Raw genomic sequence first — 20,717 nt, 5'->3', positions numbered from 1 at the left:
ATCGCGCCGATGCGCTCCTTTTTGTGCTGCGTGTTACCCCGATGGAGTACGCGATCCGTATTTTCACTGCGCGCCGGGTGCGCCCCGCGCGGCGGTGTTCGTCAACGCCTCGACGTCAAGGCGACAGCCGCGCGATGCGCCAGTCGCCGCCTGTTTCGCGCGTGTAGAGAATGCGGTCGTGCAGGCGGGACGGCCGGCCCTGCCAGAACTCGATGGCCTGCGGCACGAGCCGGTAGCCGCCCCAGTGCGACGGGCGCGGCGGATGTTCACCGTACTTCGCTGCCATGTCGCGCTCGCGTGCTTCCAGCACGGCGCGGCTTTCAATTTCCTTGCTTTGTTCCGATGCCCACGCGCCAATGCGCGAGCCGAGCGGACGCGAGGCGAAGTAGGCGTCGCTTTCCTCGGCGCTTGTCTTGACGACGCTACCGTCGATGCGCACCTGCCGTTCCAGCTCGATCCAGTAGAAAAGCAGGCTCGCGTGCGGATTGGCGGCCAGTTCGTGGCCCTTGCGGCTTTCGTAATTCGTGAAGAAGACGAAGCCCTGTTCGTCCACGCCCTTGATGAGCAGGATCCGCGCGGTAGGGCGAGCGTTCTCGTCCACCGTGGCGAGCGTCATCGCGTTTGGTTCGGGCAGTTTGGCGTCGAGCGCCTCGGCGAACCATTTGTGGAATTGTTGGATCGGGTTGGGATCCACGTCGGTCACATCGAGTGAGCCGAGCGAATAATTCTTGCGGAGATTAGCGAGGGAAGTCATGTTCTTATGCGCACGCTTCAATTAGGCCAGTATAGCCGGGGTGTGAATTTTCTGCGTGCGGTCGCACGCGCGTGAAAGGGCGCGCCGTTTCCTTGCGCGCGATCAGGCAAAATACGGTTTGCTCGCGCTCCGTCGTCCGCTGCCGCGCCGTTGCAGGCCCTGGCGGCCGTGCCAGACGGCCGGATCCGAAGCGCCTCCTTCTGTTTCCGTATCGAGCCATGTCCGCCTCCGGCCTTACCGCGCACCACGCTAGTTCCGATGTTACCTCCAGCCTCGCCGAGCCTGAAGCCGCCGATCGCGCCCGCCGTTTCGGCGGCATTGCGCGGCTTTACGGCGACGCGGCGCTGGCCGGCTTCGAGCGCGCCCACGTGGCGGTGATCGGCATAGGCGGCGTGGGTTCGTGGGCGGCCGAGGCGCTCGCGCGCAGCGCGGTGGGCACGATCACGCTGATCGACCTCGACAACGTGGCCGAAAGCAACACGAACCGGCAGATCCACGCGCTCGACGGCAACTATGGCAAGCCCAAGGTAGAAGCCATGGCGGAGCGGATCGCGCTGATCGACCCCGCGTGCAAGGTGCGGCTCGTGGAGGACTTCGTCGAGCCCGACAATTTCGACGCAGTGCTGGGCGCCGGCTTCGACTACGTGATCGACGCCATCGACAGCGTGCGCACGAAAACCGCGCTCATCGCGTGGTGCGTGGCGCGCGGGCAGCCGCTCGTGACCGTGGGCGGCGCGGGCGGTCAACTGGACCCCACGCGCATTCGCATCGACGACCTCGCGCTCACCATTCAAGACCCGCTGCTCTCGAAAGTGCGTGCGCAATTACGCAAGCAGCACGGCTTTCCGCGCGGACCGAAGGCGAAGTTCAAGGTGAGCGCCGTGTATTCGGACGAGCCGCTCATCTACCCCGAAACAGCGGTCTGCGACATCGACGCCGAAGCGGAGCACGTGAGCACGTCGCCGGGGCACAGCGGACCGGTGGGTCTCAACTGCGCGGGCTTCGGATCGAGCGTATGCGTGACCGCGAGCTTCGGCTTCGCGGCGGCCTCGCACGTGCTGCGTGCACTCGCCCGCCGCGCGACGGACGCGGCGCGCGGCAAAGGTCTCGCCGCAGCCGCCACCACGCGCGCATAAAAACGAACGCGGCCCGAGGGCCGCGTCATGGTCGTGGGAGTGTGGGAGGGGATGCCGGATGAAGCGAAGCGGCGAAGATAAGGCGCGTTCGGAAACGCGCGGTCAATAAAGCGCCGCGCTCAGCTTGCGGCGCCATTCGCTCACGAGCTGCGGCTGCCCGGCCGCGAGATCGAACACCGACAACATCGTCTTGCGGCCGATGTCCTCACGGAACGACCGGTCGCGCTTCACGATTTCCAGCAGATGCTCGAGCGCGCCCGCGTACTGACGGCGGGCGATCAGCGCGCTCGCCAGGTCGAAGCGGGCGTCGAGGTCGGCCGGATCTGCTGCCACGCGCGCTTCGAGCGCGTCGGTGGGCGGCAGATCGGCGGCAGCGTCCACTGCGTCGAGCCGCGTTTTCAGCGCGTTGAAGCGGGCGTCGATACCTTGCGTCGTCTTGGGCGAGAGCAGTTCGACTTCGGCACGGGCGTCGTCGATGCGCTGGTCTTCGAGCAGCATTTCGATCAGGTCCATGCGAGCGTCGTCGTAGCCGGGGTCGTAGGCGAGGGTGGCCTTCAGCGCGTCGTAGGCCTCGTCGCGACGGCCTTCCGCAAGGGCCGCGAGCGCCACGCGGCGTGCCGCCTCGGCGCCGTCGGGTACGAGCCGGTCGAGGAACGCACGCAGCTGACCCTCGGCCAGCACGCCGACGAACTGATCCACCGGACGACCGTCCGCAAACGCGATCACGTGCGGAATGCTGCGCACCTGGAAGTGGGCCGCCAGTTCCTGGTTCTCGTCGACGTTGACCTTCACGAGCTTCCATTTGCCGCCGTACTCGGTTTCGAGGCGCTCGAGCATCGGGCCGAGGGTGCGGCACGGACCGCACCACGGCGCCCAGAAGTCCACCAGCACCGGCGCGAGCGTCGAGGCAGCGATCACATCTTTTTCGAAAGTGGCGAGTGTGGTGTCCATTGCGTCCTCGTGGGAAAACTGACTCGATTTCATCTAGGGGCGGCGGCGGGCCATTTCAAGCTACTTCTTCTGCGGCAACGGAATCCAGTCCGTTTCCCCGGGCACCTGCCCCATCTGCTGGTTCATCCACGCCGTCTTGGCGTGCTCGATTTTGTCGCGCGAACTCGACACGAAATTCCATTCGATGAACCGCTCACCCGCAAGTTTCTCGCCGCCCAGCAGCATGACCGTGGCGCCGTTCGTGCTCGCGAGCGTCACGGTTTCGCCGGGCACGAGCACGGCCATGCGGTAGGGGTCGAGCGGCGTGCCGTCGATGGCGAGGTCGCCCTCCACGAGATACACGCCGCGTTCTTCGTGCTCCGGTTCGAGCGCGAAGGCCGCGCCGGGCGCGAAGTGTGCGGCGACATAGAGCGTGCCCGAGAAGGTTTCGACCGGCGACGTCTGGCCGAACGCCGTGCCGGCAATGACGCACAGCGTCACGCCGTTGCGCTCGAGTTGCGGCAGCGTGGCGCCCGGGTGGTGTGCGAACGAAGGCTCGATGTCTTCGTCCTCCACGGGCAGTGCGACCCAGGTCTGGATGCCGTGCACCGTCATGCCGCGCGCGCGGTCTTCTTCGGGCGTGCGTTCGGAGTGGACGATACCGCGGCCCGCGGTCATCCAGTTCACGTCGCCGGGCACGATCTTCTGCGCGGAGCCGAGGCTGTCGCGATGCATGATGGCCCCGTCGAACAGATACGTGACGGTGGCGAGCCCGATATGCGGATGCGGACGCACGTCGATGCCTGCGCCCGGTGCGAGCGTGGCGGGGCCCATGTGGTCGAAGAAGATGAACGGCCCGACGAGGCGCGCGGCGAGCGCCGGCAAGACGCGGCGCACCATGAGGTTGCCGATGTCGCGTTCATGAGGCTTGAGGACTGCTTTAATCGCAGGGGACATGAGGATTCCTTGGTGGCCTGGGCGAGCGACGGGCCCATTCTAGCCTCATGCAGCGCGACGGTACCTGGAGCCTGTGCAGCAGGGCCATCGGCGCACCGGGGGCGCCTCGGCGAGTGTCGGGAGCCCCAGGCTAAACTCGGCCACGTCCAGCAGAAACGCAGGAAAAACTTCAGTAAAACAGAAAGGAGGAGCCGGCCATGTCGCCGAAAGACCTGTTGCTCGCGCTTGTCGTCGTGGTGGCGTGGGGCGTCAACTTCGTGGTGATCAAGGTGGGTCTGCACGGTGTGCCGCCCATGCTGCTGGGTGCGCTTCGGTTCATGCTCGCCGCGGTGCCGGCGGTCTTTTTCGTGAAGCGTCCGCGCGTGCCGTTGCGCTGGCTCTTCGCCTACGGCGCAACCATTTCCTTCGGCCAGTTCGCGTTTCTGTTCTACGCGATGTATGTGGGCATGCCAGCGGGGCTCGCTTCGCTGGTGCTTCAGGCGCAGGCGTTTTTCACGCTCGGGTTCGCCGTGCTGTTTCTGCATGAGCGCTTTCGCGTGCAGAACCTCGCAGGTCTCGCAATCGCGGCCGCGGGCCTGGCCGTGATCGGCACCGTGAGCGCGGCGGGCTCGTCGGGCGGCCATTCGATGACGCTCGCGGGCTTCGTCCTCACGCTGTGCGCGGCGGTGCTCTGGGCGCTCGGCAACATCGTGACGAAGAAAGTGGGCAAGGTGGACCTTGTGGCGCTCGTCGTGTGGGGCAGCCTCATTCCGCCGCTGCCGTTTCTGGCGTTGTCGTACGTGATGGAAGGGCCGGCGCGCATGGCGGCGGCGCTGAGCGGCATCGGCGTGACCTCGATACTCGCCATCGTCTATCTCGCCTTCGTGGCGACCATTCTGGGCTACGGGCTGTGGAGCCGGCTGCTTTCGCGCTATCCGGCCTCGCAGGTGGCGCCGTTCTCGCTGCTCGTGCCGATTGTCGGGCTGGCATCGGCCGCGCTGCTGCTGGGCGAGCATCTGTCGACGGTCCAGGTCGCGGGCGCCGGGCTCGTAATGCTCGGGCTGGTCGTGAACGTGTTTGGCGGCTGGGTGGCGCAGCGCTTTGCGGCTGCGCGTTGAGGATTTGGCGCGGGCTGTGAGACGCCAGCGTGGATACGGTTCGCGCCCGCGAGTGCACATAGCGGCGCACCGGCAGGGTGCCGACGTGGTTGGCGCTGGAGCGGGTGAGCGCACACGGCAGGAGCGTTCGACACGTGCGGGGTGCACGACCCGGGCACGACCCGAGCACGACCCGAACGCCCCGCGCCCCTTACGTCATCCGGCTTTTCGCCAGCGGCGGATTCGCTGCGAAGTACCGCTTGATGCCCTTCATGATGGCGTCGGCCATCTGGTCGCGATAGCTGTCGTCGTTGAGCTTGCGCTCTTCGTCCGGGTTGCTGATGAAGGCGGTCTCCACGAGGATCGACGGAATGTCCGGCGCCTTCAGCACGGCGAAGCCCGCCTGTTCCACCGCACCCTTGTGCAGCTTGTTGATGTCGCCAATCTCCTTGAGCACGAAGTTGCCGTAGCGCAGCGAGTCGCGAATCTGCGCGGTGGTGGACATGTCGAAGAGCGCGCGGTTGACGGTGGCGTCCGCAGTCTTGATGTTGATGCCGCCAATCAGGTCCGACGAGTTTTCCTTGTTCGCCATCCAGCGCGCCGCGGCGCTCGACGCACCGTGTTCCGAGAGCGCGAACACGGAGGAGCCGCGCGCTTCGGGTGTGGTGAACGCATCGGCGTGGATCGAGACGAACAGGTCCGCGCCCACGCGCCGCGCCTTCTGCACGCGCACGTTGAGCGGCACGAAGAAGTCGGCGTCGCGCGTCATCATGGCGCGCATGTTGGGCTGGGCGTCGATCTTCGCGCGCAGTTTCTTCGCGACGTCGAGTGCGATGTGCTTCTCGTAGCTACCGCCGCTGCCGATCGCGCCCGGGTCTTCGCCGCCATGGCCGGGGTCGATTGCGACGGTGAGCAGGCGCACCGTGTTGCCCCGGCCGCCCTTCGGTGTGGTGAACGCGTAGGTGTCGCTGTCGGTGCCGTCGTCCGTGTTGTCGCCGCTCTTGTCCCGCGCGATGGCGGCAGGCGGCTGCGTGGGCTTCGGCGTGGCGCGTGGCGCCGTGGGGCCATTCGTGCCCGCGGACGGCGGCGTATGCGCAGCCGAGGGCGGCCGTGGTACTTCGCCCGCGGGAGCCCCGTTCTGCGCGTAGCGCTGGAAGAACGCCTCGCTGTTGTCGGCTGAGCCGGGCGGCGTGTTGGGGCCGCCCAGCGTTGCCGCGGGCGGGGCGCTGTTCTCGTTGAGCTGCTGCTCCTTGCGCTCGGTCTGCGCGAGCAGGTCCATCAACGGGTCAGGTGCCACGGCCGGGTAGAGGTCGAAGACGAGCCGGTAGCGGTACGAGCCCACAGGCTGCAGCGTGAACACCTGCGGCTTCACCTGGCCTTTGAGGTCGAACACCATGCGCACCACGTGCGGCTGATATTGCCCCACGCGCACGGACTGAATCTGCGGATCGTTCGGTGTGATCTTGGAGACCAGGTCGCGCAGCGACTGGTCGAGGTCGAGCCCGTTGAGGTCGACCACGAGCCGGTCCGGTCCTTGCAGAAGCTGCTGCGTGTTCTGCAGCGGCTGATCCGATTCGATGGTGACGCGCGTGTAGTCGCGCGCGGGCCACACACGCACGCCGACCACCGACGTTGCCCAGGCGAGGCGCGGTGCAACGAGCCCGAGCACGAGCGTGGACGCGCCCGCCCGCAGGATCTGCCGGCGTCGCCAGTTGTGGCTCGCGGTGGCGGCGGATTCGATGGAGCGGAACGGTTTGATTAACATCTTTCCAGACATGCCTTTCCTGTTTCGCTGTACGCGCGCGCGGTGAGGGCACGCGCGTCATGCTCTTTGCCGTTCCGCAGTTCGCTCACGACGTCGAGCGAAAAAACGAGATCCGGCACGCCGAGCAGCGCGCCTGCCCGCTGAGGCCATTCGACGAGGCAGATCGCGCCGCTGTCGAAGTACTCGCGAAAGCCGGCATCGGCCCATTCGGCCGGATCGGCAAAGCGGTACAAATCGAAGTGATAGAGCTCGAGTTCCCCATCCGGCGTGTCCACGGCATAGGGTTCGACGAGCGTGTAGGTGGGGCTGCGCACCCGGCCCGTGTGGCCGAAGCCGCGCAGCATGGCCCGCACGAGTGTGGTCTTGCCGGCGCCGAGGTCGCCGGTCAGTTGCACCTGCAGGCCCTCGAATGCCGCGCCGCCTTGCGTTGCGTTGCCGGTGGCCATCGCATGGCGCACCTCGGCAATCGCGTGCGCCACGTGCGCGCCGAACGCCTGGGTGGCCGCGTCGTCCGCGAGCGCGAAGTGGCGCTCGAGCAGGACGGTGGCGTGAGCCAGGCTGGTGAGTGCTTCGTGGCCTGACGTGCCGGCGGTACCGGGCGTATTGGGCATTCTCGTAAAATGGCGTGATGAACCGAAGTTCGCATCTCTCTTCCTGCACACCCTTGCCAGAGCACGACAGCGCGAGCGGTCGTGATGGTGTGCATGCTGGCCGGGACGCGCCCTCGAATGAGGCGCTGGCGTCGCTTGCGGCGCGCATTCGGGCGTGGGGGCGCGAACTGGGTTTCGGTGCGATCGGTATCAGCGATACCGACCTCTCCGATGCCGAAGCGGGCCTTGCCGCGTGGCTCGAAGCGGGCTGCCACGGCGAGATGGATTATATGGCCAAACATGGGCTCAAACGCGCACGCCCGGCCGAGCTTGTGGCCGGAACGCGACGCGTGATCACCGCGCGCATGGCCTATTTGCCGGCTTCGGCGCTCGCCGTCGAAGCGACTCGTGAGCACGATGAAAGTGCTTCGCAAGGCACGCCTCCCTCGCAGCCCGCACATGACGACTGGCGGGACCGCGAGCGCGCGCGGCTGGCTGACCCTGCAGCGGCGGTCGTCTCCGTCTACGCGCGCGGCCGCGACTATCACAAGGTTTTGCGCCAGCGGCTGCAGCACCTCGCGCAGCGTATCGAAGACGAGATCGGTGCCTGCGGCTACCGCGTCTTCACGGATTCAGCGCCGGTGCTCGAAGTCGAGCTGGCGCAGAAGGCCGGCATCGGCTGGCGCGGCAAGCACACGTTGCTGCTGCAGCGCGACGCCGGGTCGCTCTTCTTTCTCGGTGAAATCTATGTGGACTTGCCGTTGCCCTCCGATGCCGAGTGGCACGGGGGCGATGCCGTCGACACAGCGAATGTAGCCAATGCGACCGCAGATTCACGCACGTACGACGCACCAACGATCGCGCGGCTGGACGCTGAAGCCGCTGCCCCGCATTCCGCACACGCGCCCGAAACCGCGGGCGCGCATTGCGGCAGTTGCACGCGCTGCATCGGTGCCTGTCCCACGGGGGCGATCGTGGCGCCTTATCAAGTGGACGCCCGGCGCTGCATCTCGTATCTCACCATCGAGCTGAAGGGCAGCATTCCCCAGGACTTGCGGCCGCTGATCGGCAATCGTGTGTATGGCTGCGACGATTGCCAGCTCGTGTGTCCGTGGAACAAGTTCGCGCAGGCCGCGCCCGTCGACGATTTCGACGTGCGGCACGGGCTGGACCGCGCGTCGCTGGTCGAGCTGTTCGAATGGACCGAGCGCGACTTCGACACGCGCCTGCAAGGCAGCGCGATTCGCCGGATCGGTTACGCGTGCTGGTTGCGCAATCTCGCGGTCGGCATGGGCAACGCGCTACGCTCAACGGCTTTGCCAGCCGAAGCGCGCGAGGCCATCGTAGAAGCGCTGCGCCGACGTGCCGGCGACGCGTCGCCGCTCGTGCGCGAGCACGTGCAATGGGCGCTCGAGGCAGCGTAGAGTAGCGGGGCGCGGCCGTGGCCCTGCCCGCGCCCGCGATGAGGAGAACGCAACATGATGTTCAACGCCGTGATCGATGCGCCGTTCGGCAAGGTGGGCATTCGCACTCAGGCCGATGCCGTGCGCGAGATCGTCTATCTGCCCGAGTCGGTGAAGAGCGTGGCGCCCGATTCGGCGCTCACGCGCCGCGCGGTGCAGCAGATCGAGCGGTATTTCGAGCGCGCCTCGGCCACCTTCGACCTGCCGCTCGCCGAAGTGGGCACCGCGTTCCAGCGGCGCGTCTGGCAGGCCATCAGCGAGATTCCGCCGGGCATCGTGCTGACCTACGGCCAGCTCGCGAAGGCCGTGAGCTGCGGCTCGCCGCGCGCGGTCGGCCAGGCCTGCGGCGCCAACTATTTTCCGCTCGTCATTCCGTGCCATCGCGTGGTGGCTTCGGGCGGCATCGGCGGATTCGCGAATCACGACGACGACGGCTACTTCCGCAAAGTGAAGCGGTGGCTGCTCGCACACGAGGGTGTGCCCTACGCATGACGACTGACATCAAACGCGCCGCCACGCAACCAGACGACATCGCGCCAACGCCGGGCGCCGCTTCTGCCGACCTCGCGGGCGCAGAAACGGTGACGGCCGAAACAGCGACAACGGAACCCGCAGCCGAGAAAACCATAGCCGCTTCGCCGCTGCTCACCGTAAGCCTTGCCTCGATCGACGCCTTTTGCGATTCGCTCTGGCTCGAACATGGTCTGTCGCGCAACACGCTCGACGCCTACCGGCGCGATCTGCGTCTTTTTGCCGAATGGCTCGCGAAGGCGCGCAACGGCTCGCTGGATACCGCCACCGAAACCGATCTGCTCGCCTACAGCGCGGCGCGCAAGGAGAGCAAATCGACCTCGGCGAACCGCCGGCTCTCGGTGTTCCGGCGCTACTACGGCTGGGCCGTGCGCGAGCACCGCGCGCAGGGCGACCCCACGGTGCGCATCCGCTCGGCGAAGCAGCCGCCGCGGTTTCCGTCCACGCTCTCCGAGGCGCAGGTGGAGGCGCTGCTCGGCGCACCCGACATCGATACGCCGCTCGGCCTGCGCGACCGGACGATGCTCGAATTGATGTACGCAAGCGGCCTGCGCGTGACGGAACTCGTGACGCTAAAAACAGTGGAGGTCGGCCTCAACGAAGGCGTGGTGCGCGTGATGGGCAAGGGCTCGAAAGAGCGGCTGATCCCGTTCGGCGAAGAGGCGCACGCGTGGATCGCGCGCTATCTGCGCGACGCGCGGCCCGCGTTGCTCGGCGCACGCACGACGGACGCGCTCTTCGTCACGGCACGGGCCGAAGGCATGACGCGCCAGCAGTTCTGGAACATCATCAAACGACACGCGCGCGCAGCCGATGTGCACGCGCCGCTCTCGCCGCACACGCTGCGGCACGCGTTCGCCACGCATCTGCTCAATCACGGCGCCGACCTGCGCGTCGTGCAACTGCTGCTCGGGCACAGCGACATCTCTACGACGCAGATCTACACCCACGTGGCCCGCGAGCGGTTGAAGTCGCTGCACGCGCAGCATCATCCGCGCGGGTGATTTTGCGGTTGACGTACGGTTGAAGTGCGGTTGAAGTGCGGTTGACGCGCAGCTCACTGCTACGCGCATGCTTCTCCCGCGGCTCCTTCGGCGTTTGCCGCCTGCTCGGCGTGCGGCAGACGCTGAGCAAAGCGTGCATCAGACCAGTTCGCGCAGCTTGTGCTTGAGGATCTTGCCCGTGGACGCGGCCGGCAGCGCCGGCATGACGCGGATGTGCGCGGGCCGCTTGTAGGGCGCAAGACGCGCGCTGCACCATTCGTCGAGCGCCTGCGTCGTCACGGTGGCGCCCGCGGCGAGCTCCACGAAGGCGATGACTTCCTCGTTGCCTTCCACCGGCCGTCCGATCACGGCGGACTGCATCACCGCAGGGTGCGCGTTGAGCACGTGCTCAACTTCGGACGGATACACGTTGAAGCCCGAGCGAATGATGAGTTCCTTGCTGCGGCCCACGATGTGCATGGCGCCGTCTGCGTCTTCGCGTGCGAGGTCGCCGGTCTTCAGCCAGCCGTCTACGGTGACCGCAGCGCGCGTGAGTTCCGGGCTGCGGTAGTAGCCGAGCATCACGTTCGGTCCACGCACCCACAGTTCGCCGATCTCGCCGCGCGGCACGTCGCGGCCCTCGGGCGACACGTAGCGCACTTCGACGCCTGGAATGGCGTGGCCCACGGAGCAGTCCGCGCGGGGTGCGTCGAGCAGCGTCTGCGCCACGGTCGGGCTGCTCTCGGTCATGCCGTAGCCGTTGTGGAGCGTCACGCCATACGCGCTTTCCACACGCGCCTTCAGCGCCGCATCGAGCGGCGAGCCGCCCGAGTAGGCGAAGCGTAGCCGCGGCGCGCGCCATTCGAGATGCTTCGTTTGCAGATAGTCGAGCAGCTTCGCGTGCATCGCGGGCACGCCCTGAAAGATGGAGACGTGCTCGTCGGCCAGCGCGCGGCGCACCGCTTCGGGCACGAAGCGCGGCGCAAGCCGTAGCGTGGCGCCCGCATACAGGCTGCCGAGGCACACCGACGCGAGACCGTACACGTGCGAGATGGGCAGCACGGCGTAGACGACGTCGTCGGCGTTCACGCGGCGCAGCGTGCTGGAGACCGCAGCGATGAACAGCAGGTTGCGATGCGAGAGCATCACGCCCTTCGGCGTGCCCGTGGTGCCTGTCGTGTAGATGAGGGCCGCGCATTGGCGGTCTGCTTGCATTTCTACGGGTTCGGCGAGCGCGCTTTCGGTGTTGCGCGTGTTGTGCGTGTCGCTTGCGTCACTCTTGTCGGTTTGCCAGTGCCACGTGCCGATATCGACCGGTCCGGCGGGCGCGGGCGTGGCGCCGTGTCGTTGCGCATGGGCGCGCGCATCGGGCGAACTGGCGACGACGTAGGCCGTGAGCCGAGGCCGCGCATGTGCGCGAATGGCGTCGAGTTCGGCCGCCGAGAGCCGCGCGTTCGAAACGAGGGCCCACGCATTGAGCCGGGTCGCGGCGAAGAGCAGCACGATTTGCGCGACGCTGTTTTCGGCGACGATCATTACGCGGTCGCCGCCTCGCACGCCATGCTCGCGCAAGCGTGCGGCCGTGGCGTCCACGGCCTCGGCGAGCTGCGCGCGCGTGATGACGCGCAGGCGCTCGCGGCCTGCTTCGTCGGCATCGTGCGCATCTTCGATCAGCGCGACGCGGTGCGGGTCGTGCGCGGCGAGTCGAATGGGAATGTCGGCGATGCGGTCGGGCAGGGTGGCGAGCAGCGCGGCGATGTCGAACGAATGGATGGACGCAGGCGCGGTGTGCGAGGGCTGAGCCTGTGCGTCGCCATGGTGAGGCGCGGCATGCGGATGCGGGCGGGCGGTCAAAGCGGTGTCCTCCGGTTCTTCGCCGCGATTGTACGGGCGCGGCGGCGCGAAGCTGGCTGTGTGCGGCATGTGGAGCGTGGACGGCGGGTGAGGCCTGTGCGACATGTGCGACATGTGCGACGGACAGATGCGCCGCCGGCAGATTGCGAACGATCGTGCCATAACTGCTGGGCACGGACAACGGGGGGCGTTCATCCCGCTTTGCCTCCCGTCGTACCCTTCGTTCGGACCGGCCATTACAATGCGCCGATGAGCAAGAACCGACACGTTTCCGAAACCCCCGCCACGCAGTTCCTCAAGCGTCATGGCGTGCCCTTTGACGAGTATCCGTACGAGTACGTCGAGCATGGCGGCACGGCCGAATCGGCGCGTCAGCTGGGCGTCGACGAGCATCTCGTCATCAAGACGCTCGTTATGGAAGACGAGCACGCGAAGCCATTAATCGTGCTCATGCATGGCGACTGCAAGGTCTCGACCAAGAATCTGGCGCGGCAGATCGGCGCAAAGCGCGTGGAGCCCTGCAAGCCCGAGGTGGCGAACCGGCATTCCGGGTATCTGGTGGGCGGTACGTCGCCGTTCGGCACGCGCAAGGCCATGCCGGTGTATGTGGAGTCGAGCATCCTCGAACTCGAGCGGATCTATCTGAACGGCGGACGGCGGGGCTTTCTGGTGAGTATCGAGCCGTCGGTGCTGACTGCGCTGCTGGAGGCCAAACCGGTGCAGTGCGCAAGCGTCGATTGAGTAGAGGTCTCAGCGCGGCCTTTGCCCGGTAGCGCTTTCCTTAAAGTGGTGTACAGGGGCGTTTGAGTTGACCGGTGCCGCGCGGGCCGCGCGACGAAAGGGCTCCGGTAGAATGAGCGCCTTTGCGGGGCGGCGCGGCCGTGGGGCGCGTGGGTCCGGCGTCAGGGTTTTTCCGGCTCGCGCTTGCACGGATGCTGCCTGACCATGCGCGCGGATGCCGGCGATGGTCCCGCTGTTCGCGCCGTCCCAGCCGTTCATCCAGTCTTCCGATTCATTACAAGAAGAGTTACCTGCATGTACAACCTGATCGTTGCCGTCCTGGCCTATCTGATCGGCTCGGTGTCGTTTGCCGTGGTCGTCAGCGCCGCAATGGGTCTCGCCGACCCGCGCTCGTACGGCTCAGGCAACCCCGGGGCGACCAACGTGCTGCGCAGCGGAAACAAGACCGCCGCGATCCTCACGCTGCTCGGCGATGCGTTCAAGGGCTGGCTTGCCGTGTGGCTCACGGCGCATTTCGCATCGCGCTTCGGCCTGGACGACGATGCGATTGCGCTGGCCGCCATTGCCGTGTTTCTCGGCCACCTGTACCCGGTGTTCTTTCGCTTCAAGGGCGGCAAGGGGGTGGCGACGGCGGCGGGCGTGCTGCTCGCGATCAATCCGGTGCTGGGCATCGCCACGGCGCTCACGTGGCTCATCATTGCGTTCTTCTTTCGCTATTCGTCGCTGGCGGCGCTCGTGGCTGCCGTGTTCGCCCCGCTCTTCGACGGTTTTCTGTTCGGTGCAAACGTGATCACGCTGGCGGTCTTCGCGATGAGCGCGTTGCTCATCTGGCGGCACCGCTCGAACATTGCCAAGCTGATGGCGGGCAAGGAAAGCCGCATTGGCGAGAAGAAGGGTGCGACGCCGCCGGCGGGTAGCCGGCATTGAAGTGATGCTGGAGTGGGGCGGTGCCGGCTGCGGCTGCCGTTGTGAGGAGGCGGGGCCCGGCCGCGCTGGGCCGGGTGCCGTTTGATCGCTTGATCGCTTGGTCGCTTGGTCGTTTGATCGCTTGAATCGATCAGTCGCGGAAGTTGTTGAAATCGAGCGGCGTGTCGCTCACTTCCTTGCGCAGCATTGCGATTACGCTTTGCAGGTCGTCGCGCTTGGCGCCTGAAACGCGCACCGCGTCGCCCTGAATGCTGGCCTGCACCTTGATCTTGCTGTCCTTCACGAGCCTGACGATCTTCTTGGCCAGATCTCCGGACACGCCCTTCTTCACGGTGATGACCTGCTTCACCTTGTCGCCGCCGATCTTCTCGATCTTGCCGTGCTCGAGGAAGCGCACGTCCACGTTGCGCTTCGCCATTTTCGACACCAGCACGTCTTTGACCTGACCGAGCTTGAAGTCGTCGTCGGCATAGGCGGTGAGTTCGTGCTCTTTCTGCTCGACACGCGCGTCGGAGCCCTTGAAGTCGAAGCGCGTCGAAATCTCCTTGTTGGATTGCTCGATCGCGTTCTTCACCTCGATCATGTTGGCTTCGCAAACCACGTCAAACGATGGCATTGGTTTCTCCCAGTAGTGCAGTGGAGGCGGCGCAAAGCCGCTGTTCGCACTCGCTATAATCACGGACCGGCCGTCATTTTACCGACGCCGTCCCCTTTTGCCCAAGGCTCGCGCGCTGCGCGGCCGCATGTGTGAAGACACGCCGCCCCCCGATGTCCGTTCCCTCCGTTCCCGCCGTTTCCCTGGCCGACCCCGTCTGGTTTGCCGCCGACTATCCCTTGCGCGAGCACAACACCTTCGGGTTCGACGTGCGTGCGCACTTGCTGTGCCGCATCGAAAGCGAAGCGCAGTTCGCGGCTGCGTTGGCCGATCCGCGCGCAAAGGGGCTGCGTACGCTGGTGTTGGGCGGCGGCAGCAACGTCGTGCTGACGCGCGATTTCGATGGACTGGTGCTGTTCGTCGCTTTGCGCGGACGCGAAGTGGTGCGCGAAGACCGCGACGCCTGGTATGTGCAAGCGGCGGCAGGCGAGACCTGGCACGAGTTCGTGGCCTGGACGCTCGCGCAGGGCATGCCGGGACTCGAAAATCTCGCGCTGATTCCGGGCACCGTGGGCGCGGCGCCCATCCAGAACATCGGTGCGTATGGGCTCGAGATGGGCGAGCGCTTCGCGTCGCTGCGCGCCATCGAGCTGGCGACGGGCACGGCGCACGAGTTCGATGCCGCGGCCTGCCGGTTCGGCTATCGAGACAGCTTCTTCAAGCGCGAAGGGCGCGACCGGTTTGCGATTACGTCGGTCACCTTCAGGTTGCCGAAGGCGTGGCAGTCGCACGCCGATTACGCCGATATCGCGCGCGAATTGACGGCGCAGGGCAAAGCGGACAATCCCGATGCCCAGGCGATCTTCGATGCGGTGGTAGCGGTGCGGCGCGCGAAGCTGCCCGATCCGCGCGAACTGGGCAACGCAGGCAGCTTCTTCAAGAATCCCGTGATCGACGCGGTGCAGTTCGAGGCGTTGCGGGCGCGCGAGCCGGAGGTGGTGTCGTATCCGCAGCCCGATGGACGCGTGAAGCTTGCGGCGGGTTGGCTGATCGACCGTTGCGGCTGGAAGGGCCGCGCGTTGGGGCACGCCGCGGTGCACGAGCGCCAGGCGCTGGTGCTTGTCAATCGGGGCGGCGCGACGGGGGCCGAGGTGCTCGCGCTCGCGCAGCGCATTCAGCAGGATGTGATGCTGCGTTTTGGCGTGGCACTGGAACCCGAGCCAGTCGTGCTCTGAGTGCTGCTCTGCGAGCCCGCGTTTCATGGCGCCAGGGGATCGTGAAACGAAAACCGGCGGTCTTCACCACCGGTTGGTCTGCGTCTGCTACGGTCCCGCGCCAGCGTTTGCCGCTCAGTGATTCAGCCGGCCGAGCAGCAGAAATTCCATGAGCGCTTTCTGGACGTGCAGGCGGTTTTCCGCTTCGTCCCAGACCACGCTTTGCGGTCCGTCGATCACTTCCGCGCTCACTTCCTCGCCGCGGTGCGCCGGCAGGCAGTGCATGAAGAGGGCGTCGGGCTTCGCGCGGGCCATCATGTCGGCATCCACGCACCAGTCCGCGAATGCCTTTTTGCGGGCTTCGTTTTCCGCCTCGAAACCCATGCTGGTCCAGACGTCTGTCGTAACGAGGTCGGCGCCGGCGCACGCTTCGTTCGGGTCGTCGAACTCTTCGACGAACGGCGCGCTTTCGGGCGCCACGAGCGCGCGGTCGAGCCGGTAGCCGGGCGGCGTGGAAAGCCGCAGCGTGAAGCCCAGAATCTGCGCGGCCTGGATCCACGTGTAGAGCATGTTGTTCGCGTCGCCCACCCAGGCCACGGTCTTGCCGCGAATCGGGCCGCGATGTTCGTAGTACGTGAACACGTCCGCGAGCACCTGGCACGGGTGGTACTCGTTCGTGAGACCGTTGATGACCGGTACGCGCGAGTTTTCCGCGAAGCGCTGGATGATGTCCTGGCCGAACGTGCGGATCATGATGATGTCCACCATGCGCGAAATGACCTGCGCTGCGTCTTCGATCGGTTCGCCGCGCCCAAGCTGCGTGTCGCGCGTGCTCATGAAGACGGCGTGGCCGCCAAGCTGGAAAATGCCGGCTTCGAACGACAGACGCGTGCGCGTTGAGTTCTTCTCGAAGATCATCGCGAGCGTGCGGTCGTGCAGCGGATGGTACGTCTCGTAGTTCTTGAATTTGCGTTTGAGGATACGGGCGCGCTCCAGCACGTACTCGTAGTCTTCCAGCGAGAAATCCTTGAACTGCAGGTAGTGGCGAATGTTCCGGGAGGTCATGAAAGGAATACGGCGGTTAGCCTGACCGGCACGGTGGATGTGTACCGGGAAACGCCGCTGTGATTGGTGGTAAGTCGATGCAGCATAAAGGATTTTGCCGCGTTTGACGAGTCGGCCGGAAGGCCGGTGGAGCCTGCCCGAACGGCCGCGTGGTGGCTTGGTTGCAGTGCGGAAAAAAGCGGCGTGCGCTATAATGCTCCGGTTTTTTCAGGCCCAGCGAGCAGGTCTCGCGCTTGCGGGTGAACCCTGCGCACGCCCCCGCGGTGTGCGGTTGCGGGCTATCCGCAGAATAAGGTCGGGACGATGCCGGGCAGGCCTGTCCGCATGTCCCGCCGCACGCCTCACGGGTCTTCGATGCATCGGGCCGGCTACGCCGGCAGCGCATGGAAGGGTCGCGAAGGTGGGGCGTCAGCCCGGCCACGCGTCACGGCGGGCACGCCAGGTGTAACGCAGCGCAGTCACTCAGGTATTCCTACATGGCCGAAACACCCCCAACCGAGTATTTCATCCAGGGCATTACCAAAAGCGGGAGAAAGTTTCGACCCAGCGACTGGTCCGAACGCCTCGCCGGCGTCATGTCATGTTTCGGTCCTAGTGCGCGGGAGTTGCGGGGACCGAACGCCCGTCTGCAGTATTCGCGCTACGTGCGGCCCACCATGATCGGCGATCTCAAGTGCGTGATTCTCGATTCCCGGTTGCGTGACATCGAACCCATGGCGTTCGATTTCGTCATGAATTTCGCGAAAGACAACGATCTGGTTGTGACCGAGGCCTGCGAGTTGCCGCCGGAACACGGCACGCAGCAAAAAGCCAAAGACCGCTAACGACGCTCTACGCGCGGCCCATCTCGGCGCGGTGCCTTGCTTGCACCGCTTGCTTGCACCGTTTGCGAGACGGGCAAGCGGCAACAAAAAAAGCCCGCCGAAGCGGGCTTTTTTTGTTGCGCAGTGGAAACAGGAGGCGGCCCGCTGTGCGGGCCTGCCGGATTTACTGCGCGCTTGCCTGCAGCGCCTTGACGGCGGCAGCGAGGCGGCTCTTGTGACGAGCGGCCTTGTTCTTGTGAACGATCTTCTTGTCGGCAATGATGTCCATCGTCTTTGCCGATGCCTGGAAGATCTCGGCGGCCTTGGCCTTGTCGCCGGCTTCGATTGCCTTGCGAACGGCCTTGATGGCGGTACGGAACTTCGAGCGCAGCGCCGAGTTGTGCGAATTGGCTTTGGCGGCCTGACGGGCGCGCTTGCGTGCTTGTGCGGTGTTAGCCATGACGGTTCCCTTGTCCTGTTTCCTGCTGTGATCGCGGCGAAAGGCCCGGAGATTTACCGCCGGTTCCCTTGCTTTCATTGCCCGGCAAGCCGGACGAGCTTCGAAACCGGCGATTATAGCAACAAAATCAGGGCTGTGGCAAATGAAGACTGCGGCCAAGCTTGGGCGAGCAGAGGGGACGGCTGACAGGCCATTTCCGCCTGATGTTGCCGATCAGCGAACGTTTGTACGCGCGGCCGGTCCGATCTCGCTTGTGCCCTGGCCTCGCTGCCGCGCGCTGCGCCGCGTGCACGAGCGTCCGCTGCGCGGGCCGGCCATCGGGCTGTCGAGCCCATCACCCGGCTTCCGTATAATAAGCGCCCCATGAATCTATTCCGAGCCCTGCTGACGGTCAGCGGCTTCACGCTGCTGTCGCGCGTGACCGGACTGGCCCGCGAAACGCTGATTGCCCGCGCGTTCGGCGCGAGCCAGTTCACCGACGCTTTCTACGTCGCTTTCCGCATTCCGAACCTGTTGCGACGCATTTCCGCCGAAGGCGCGTTTTCGCAGGCATTCGTCCCCATCCTCGCCGAGTTCAAGAACCAGAAGGGCCACGATGCAACCCGCGCGCTCGTGGACGCGATGTCCACCGTACTCGCGTGGACGCTGGCCGTTCTTTCGCTGCTCGGCATCGTGGGCGCGTCGTGGGTCGTGCTGGTGGTTGCGTCCGGTCTGCAGGCCGAGGGCGAGGCGTTCAGGCTGGCCGTCGTGATGACGCGGATCATGTTCCCGTACATCGTGTTCATCTCGCTCACGTCGCTTGCGTCGGGCGTGCTCAACACCTACAAGCTCTTCTCGCTGCCCGCCTTCGCGCCGGTGCTGCTCAACGTGTCGTTCATCGCCGCGGCAGTATTCGTGGCGCCGCATATGAAGCAGCCCGTCTATGCACTCGCATGGGCCGTGATCGTGGGCGGGGTGTTGCAGTTCATCGTGCAACTGCCGGGGCTGAAGAAAATCGACATGATGCCGCGCATCACCATGCGGCCCGTCGCGGCGCTCGCCCACCGGGGCGTGAAGCGTGTGCTTGCGAAGATGGTGCCCGCGATGTTCGCGGTGTCGGTCGCACAGATCAGCCTCATCATCAATACCAACATCGCATCGCGCCTGGGCGCCGGCGCGGTTTCGTGGATCAACTACGCGGACCGCCTGATGGAGTTCCCCACCGCGCTGCTCGGTGTTGCCTTGGGTACGATTCTGCTGCCCAGCCTCTCGAAGGCGCACGTGGACGCGGACACGCACGAATATTCCGCGCTGCTCGACTGGGGCCTGCGCGTGACGTTCCTGCTCGCTGCGCCCAGCGCCATTGCGCTCTTCTTCTTCGCCGAGCCGCTCACGGCCACGCTGTTCCACTACGGGCTCTTCAACGGCCGCTCCGTCGTCATGGTGGGCCGCGCGCTCTCGGCTTACGGCGTGGGGCTGGTCGGGCTCATTCTCATCAAGATTCTCGCGCCCGGTTTTTACGCGCGCCAGGACATCAAGACGCCGGTGAAGATCGGCGTTGCGGTGCTTGTCGCGACCCAGGTGGGCAACTACGTGTTCGTGCCGATCTTCGCGCATGCGGGGCTGACCTTGTCGGTCGGGCTCGGCGCTTGCATGAACGCGCTGCTGCTGTTCATCGGTTTGCGCCGACGCGGCATCTATTCGCCGCTGCCGGGTTGGACGGCATTTTTCGTGCAACTGCTCGGGGCATGCCTCGTGCTGGCAGGCACCATGCACTGGTTCGCGATCAACTTCGACTGGATCGGCATGCACCGCCAACCCTTCATGCGCATCGCGTTGCTGGGTGCCTGTCTCGTGCTGTTCGCGGCGCTATATTTCGGTATGCTTTGGCTGATGGGTTTCAAGTACGCGTACTTCAAGAGGCGGGCGAAGTGACCACCATGACGCGGGTTCTCGATTATTTCAGCGCGCTCGTTGCCGAGGACGACGGCCTGCCGCTCACCGAGGCAGCACTCGCGATCGCGCAGGACGCCTACCCGGACGTCGACCTGCAAGGCACGCTCGCGGAGATCGACGAACTCGTCCTGCGCGTGAAGCGCCGCCTGCCGGAGGGCGCCGACGTGCGGCAGAAAGTGGGCATCCTGAGCCGCTTCTTCTTTCGCGAACTCGGCTTCGCCTGCAATCTCAACGACTATTACGACCCCGATAACAGCCACCTGAACGTCGTGCTCAAACGTCGGCGCGGCATTCCCATCTCGCTTGCCATTCTGTATCTGGAGATGGCGTCCCAGCTCGATCTGCCTGTGCGCGGCGTATCGTTTCCCGGCCACTTTCTGCTGCGTGTTTCCACGCCCGAAGGCGACGTGATGCTGGACCCGACCAACGGACACTCGCTGTCCGAATCGGAGATGGTCGAGATGCTGGAGCCTTACGTCGCGAAGGCCGGCGAGTCCGTGGGGCGCGCGCTGCGCATGTTGCTGCAGCCGGCCACGCGGCGCGAGATCGTGGCGCGCATGCTGCACAACCTGAAGTCGACGTATCTGCAGACGGAGCGCTGGCAGCGCCTGCTCGGCATACAGCAGCGGCTTGTGATCCTGCTGCCGGAGAGTCTCGAGGAAGTGCGCGACCGTGGCTTTGCCTACGCGCGGCTCGATTACCTGCGGCCCGCGCTCGAAGACCTCGAACGCTACCTGGGCGAGCGGCCCGATGCAGAGGACGCCACCGTCGTGGAATCGCAACTGCACGAATTGCGGCAGCGTACGGAGAACCACGGCGGTAATTGAGCGAAGCCAGAGCCGCGCTTGCAAGCCGCAGGCGCTTGCAGCAAGAAAAAATCCCTCGACAAGGGCGCGCCCCATCGAGGGATTTTTTATGCCGCAGCGAAGGCGGCGCTA

Annotated in this window: 20 protein-coding genes; 11 read left to right on the top strand and 9 right to left on the bottom strand. The window is 65.8% G+C overall.

What is annotated here, in order from left to right; translation table 11 throughout:
- Positions 1 to 115: 115 nt before the first annotated feature.
- The gene (pdxH, locus tag PXJ20_RS08955; RefSeq protein WP_017776927.1) at positions 116 to 754 is read right to left on the bottom strand and encodes a pyridoxamine 5'-phosphate oxidase; all 639 of its coding nucleotides are present in this window, start codon (positions 752 to 754) and stop codon (positions 116 to 118) included.
- 218 nt (positions 755 to 972) lie between these two features.
- On the opposite strand from pdxH, the gene tcdA reads away from it, so the two are divergent.
- The gene (gene tcdA, locus PXJ20_RS08950) at positions 973 to 1,890 is read left to right on the top strand and encodes a tRNA cyclic N6-threonylcarbamoyladenosine(37) synthase TcdA (RefSeq protein WP_421029807.1); all 918 of its coding nucleotides are present in this window, start codon (positions 973 to 975) and stop codon (positions 1,888 to 1,890) included.
- A 102-nt stretch (positions 1,891 to 1,992) separates the two neighbouring features.
- Here the strand turns inward: tcdA and trxA are convergent, their stop codons facing one another.
- Complete coding sequence (gene trxA, locus PXJ20_RS08945) at positions 1,993 to 2,841, bottom strand: thioredoxin (RefSeq protein ID WP_017776925.1); 849 nt, start codon at positions 2,839 to 2,841, stop codon at positions 1,993 to 1,995.
- A gap of 60 nt (positions 2,842 to 2,901) precedes the next feature.
- Positions 2,902 to 3,777 (bottom strand): pirin family protein, encoded by an 876-nt coding sequence (locus PXJ20_RS08940; RefSeq protein ID WP_421029806.1) that lies wholly within the window; start codon positions 3,775 to 3,777, stop codon positions 2,902 to 2,904.
- A 197-nt stretch (positions 3,778 to 3,974) separates the two neighbouring features.
- On the opposite strand from PXJ20_RS08940, the gene PXJ20_RS08935 reads away from it, so the two are divergent.
- The gene (locus PXJ20_RS08935) at positions 3,975 to 4,874 is read left to right on the top strand and encodes an EamA family transporter (protein WP_199540224.1); all 900 of its coding nucleotides are present in this window, start codon (positions 3,975 to 3,977) and stop codon (positions 4,872 to 4,874) included.
- A 190-nt stretch (positions 4,875 to 5,064) separates the two neighbouring features.
- Here PXJ20_RS08935 and PXJ20_RS08930 read toward each other — a convergent pair whose 3' ends face one another.
- Together PXJ20_RS08930 and tsaE are read right to left on the bottom strand one after the other, a co-directional pair.
- A complete protein-coding gene (locus PXJ20_RS08930; protein WP_421029805.1) occupies positions 5,065 to 6,630 on the bottom strand; it encodes an N-acetylmuramoyl-L-alanine amidase in 1,566 nt (521 codons plus the stop codon).
- Complete coding sequence (gene tsaE, locus PXJ20_RS08925; protein WP_421029804.1) at positions 6,612 to 7,229, bottom strand: tRNA (adenosine(37)-N6)-threonylcarbamoyltransferase complex ATPase subunit type 1 TsaE; 618 nt, start codon at positions 7,227 to 7,229, stop codon at positions 6,612 to 6,614. Before tsaE ends, PXJ20_RS08930 begins: the two co-directional genes overlap by 19 nt.
- An 89-nt stretch (positions 7,230 to 7,318) precedes the next feature.
- Here tsaE and queG point away from each other — a divergent pair, with 89 nt between their 5' ends.
- The 3 genes from queG to xerD are packed head-to-tail and all read left to right on the top strand — an operon-like array spanning position 7,319 to position 10,206.
- Positions 7,319 to 8,632, top strand: coding sequence for a tRNA epoxyqueuosine(34) reductase QueG (gene queG, locus PXJ20_RS08920; RefSeq protein ID WP_421029803.1), 1,314 nt, complete (start codon positions 7,319 to 7,321; stop codon positions 8,630 to 8,632).
- Positions 8,633 to 8,689: 57 nt separating this feature from the next.
- Positions 8,690 to 9,163 carry a methylated-DNA--[protein]-cysteine S-methyltransferase gene (locus tag PXJ20_RS08915; protein WP_421030947.1) on the top strand — a complete coding sequence of 158 codons (474 nt, stop codon included), beginning with the start codon at positions 8,690 to 8,692 and terminating at the stop codon, positions 9,161 to 9,163.
- Complete coding sequence (xerD, locus tag PXJ20_RS08910; RefSeq protein ID WP_421029802.1) at positions 9,160 to 10,206, top strand: site-specific tyrosine recombinase XerD; 1,047 nt, start codon at positions 9,160 to 9,162, stop codon at positions 10,204 to 10,206. The genes PXJ20_RS08915 and xerD overlap by 4 nt, the downstream gene beginning before the upstream one ends.
- Before the next feature lie 138 nt (positions 10,207 to 10,344).
- Here xerD and PXJ20_RS08905 read toward each other — a convergent pair whose 3' ends face one another.
- Entirely contained in the window at positions 10,345 to 12,201 is a 1,857-nt protein-coding gene (locus tag PXJ20_RS08905) for a class I adenylate-forming enzyme family protein (RefSeq protein WP_421029801.1), read from the bottom strand.
- 87 nt (positions 12,202 to 12,288) lie between these two features.
- On the opposite strand from PXJ20_RS08905, the gene ybaK reads away from it, so the two are divergent.
- Together ybaK and plsY are read left to right on the top strand one after the other, a co-directional pair.
- Entirely contained in the window at positions 12,289 to 12,780 is a 492-nt protein-coding gene (gene ybaK / locus PXJ20_RS08900) for a Cys-tRNA(Pro) deacylase (RefSeq protein WP_277596800.1), read from the top strand.
- A gap of 294 nt (positions 12,781 to 13,074) precedes the next feature.
- Entirely contained in the window at positions 13,075 to 13,707 is a 633-nt protein-coding gene (plsY, locus tag PXJ20_RS08895; protein WP_017776915.1) for a glycerol-3-phosphate 1-O-acyltransferase PlsY, read from the top strand.
- Positions 13,708 to 13,837: 130 nt separating this feature from the next.
- On the opposite strand, the gene PXJ20_RS08890 is transcribed toward plsY, so the two are convergent.
- Positions 13,838 to 14,323 carry a YajQ family cyclic di-GMP-binding protein gene (locus tag PXJ20_RS08890; protein ID WP_017776914.1) on the bottom strand — a complete coding sequence of 162 codons (486 nt, stop codon included), beginning with the start codon at positions 14,321 to 14,323 and terminating at the stop codon, positions 13,838 to 13,840.
- A 152-nt stretch (positions 14,324 to 14,475) separates the two neighbouring features.
- Here PXJ20_RS08890 and murB point away from each other — a divergent pair, with 152 nt between their 5' ends.
- Positions 14,476 to 15,537 (top strand): UDP-N-acetylmuramate dehydrogenase, encoded by a 1,062-nt coding sequence (murB, locus tag PXJ20_RS08885; RefSeq protein ID WP_421029800.1) that lies wholly within the window; start codon positions 14,476 to 14,478, stop codon positions 15,535 to 15,537.
- Positions 15,538 to 15,651: 114 nt separating this feature from the next.
- On the opposite strand, the gene argF is transcribed toward murB, so the two are convergent.
- Complete coding sequence (gene argF / locus PXJ20_RS08880) at positions 15,652 to 16,581, bottom strand: ornithine carbamoyltransferase (protein ID WP_017776912.1); 930 nt, start codon at positions 16,579 to 16,581, stop codon at positions 15,652 to 15,654.
- Positions 16,582 to 17,057: 476 nt separating this feature from the next.
- Between argF and PXJ20_RS08875 the strand changes: the two genes are divergently transcribed.
- A complete protein-coding gene (locus PXJ20_RS08875) occupies positions 17,058 to 17,405 on the top strand; it encodes a DUF3579 domain-containing protein (protein ID WP_026121871.1) in 348 nt (115 codons plus the stop codon).
- A gap of 163 nt (positions 17,406 to 17,568) precedes the next feature.
- On the opposite strand, the gene rpsT is transcribed toward PXJ20_RS08875, so the two are convergent.
- Positions 17,569 to 17,844, bottom strand: coding sequence for a 30S ribosomal protein S20 (rpsT, locus tag PXJ20_RS08870; protein WP_017776910.1), 276 nt, complete (start codon positions 17,842 to 17,844; stop codon positions 17,569 to 17,571).
- A gap of 363 nt (positions 17,845 to 18,207) precedes the next feature.
- Here rpsT and murJ point away from each other — a divergent pair, with 363 nt between their 5' ends.
- Together murJ and PXJ20_RS08860 are read left to right on the top strand one after the other, a co-directional pair.
- Entirely contained in the window at positions 18,208 to 19,758 is a 1,551-nt protein-coding gene (gene murJ, locus PXJ20_RS08865; RefSeq protein WP_126877892.1) for a murein biosynthesis integral membrane protein MurJ, read from the top strand.
- Between the two features lie 5 nt (positions 19,759 to 19,763).
- A complete protein-coding gene (locus PXJ20_RS08860; RefSeq protein ID WP_421030946.1) occupies positions 19,764 to 20,606 on the top strand; it encodes a SirB1 family protein in 843 nt (280 codons plus the stop codon).
- Positions 20,607 to 20,717: the final 111 nt, after the last annotated feature.

The sequence above is a fragment of the Paraburkholderia sp. A1RI_3L genome, assembly GCF_048957895.1.
Classification (GTDB): domain Bacteria; phylum Pseudomonadota; class Gammaproteobacteria; order Burkholderiales; family Burkholderiaceae; genus Paraburkholderia; species Paraburkholderia kururiensis.
This window is presented reverse-complemented; position numbering and strand designations above follow the sequence as displayed.

Bases quoted from the DNA above. Each gene is read 5' to 3' on its own strand.
- pdxH (WP_017776927.1), bottom strand. From the start codon at position 754: ATGACTTCCCTCGCTAATCTCCGCAAGAATTATTCGCTCGGCTCACTC.
- xerD (WP_421029802.1), top strand. From the start codon at position 9,160: ATGACGACTGACATCAAACGCGCCGCCACGCAACCAGACGACATCGCG.
- PXJ20_RS08930 (WP_421029805.1), bottom strand. From the start codon at position 6,630: ATGTCTGGAAAGATGTTAATCAAACCGTTCCGCTCCATCGAATCCGCC.
- PXJ20_RS08915 (WP_421030947.1), top strand. From the start codon at position 8,690: ATGTTCAACGCCGTGATCGATGCGCCGTTCGGCAAGGTGGGCATTCGC.
- tcdA (WP_421029807.1), top strand. From the start codon at position 973: ATGTCCGCCTCCGGCCTTACCGCGCACCACGCTAGTTCCGATGTTACC.
- argF (WP_017776912.1), bottom strand. From the start codon at position 16,581: ATGACCTCCCGGAACATTCGCCACTACCTGCAGTTCAAGGATTTCTCG.
- PXJ20_RS08890 (WP_017776914.1), bottom strand. From the start codon at position 14,323: ATGCCATCGTTTGACGTGGTTTGCGAAGCCAACATGATCGAGGTGAAG.
- ybaK (WP_277596800.1), top strand. From the start codon at position 12,289: ATGAGCAAGAACCGACACGTTTCCGAAACCCCCGCCACGCAGTTCCTC.
- PXJ20_RS08905 (WP_421029801.1), bottom strand. From the start codon at position 12,201: ATGGCACGATCGTTCGCAATCTGCCGGCGGCGCATCTGTCCGTCGCAC.
- trxA (WP_017776925.1), bottom strand. From the start codon at position 2,841: ATGGACACCACACTCGCCACTTTCGAAAAAGATGTGATCGCTGCCTCG.
- plsY (WP_017776915.1), top strand. From the start codon at position 13,075: ATGTACAACCTGATCGTTGCCGTCCTGGCCTATCTGATCGGCTCGGTG.
- murJ (WP_126877892.1), top strand. From the start codon at position 18,208: ATGAATCTATTCCGAGCCCTGCTGACGGTCAGCGGCTTCACGCTGCTG.
- tsaE (WP_421029804.1), bottom strand. From the start codon at position 7,229: ATGCCCAATACGCCCGGTACCGCCGGCACGTCAGGCCACGAAGCACTC.
- rpsT (WP_017776910.1), bottom strand. From the start codon at position 17,844: ATGGCTAACACCGCACAAGCACGCAAGCGCGCCCGTCAGGCCGCCAAA.
- murB (WP_421029800.1), top strand. From the start codon at position 14,476: ATGTCCGTTCCCTCCGTTCCCGCCGTTTCCCTGGCCGACCCCGTCTGG.
- PXJ20_RS08860 (WP_421030946.1), top strand. From the start codon at position 19,764: ATGACGCGGGTTCTCGATTATTTCAGCGCGCTCGTTGCCGAGGACGAC.
- PXJ20_RS08935 (WP_199540224.1), top strand. From the start codon at position 3,975: ATGTCGCCGAAAGACCTGTTGCTCGCGCTTGTCGTCGTGGTGGCGTGG.
- PXJ20_RS08875 (WP_026121871.1), top strand. From the start codon at position 17,058: ATGGCCGAAACACCCCCAACCGAGTATTTCATCCAGGGCATTACCAAA.
- PXJ20_RS08940 (WP_421029806.1), bottom strand. From the start codon at position 3,777: ATGTCCCCTGCGATTAAAGCAGTCCTCAAGCCTCATGAACGCGACATC.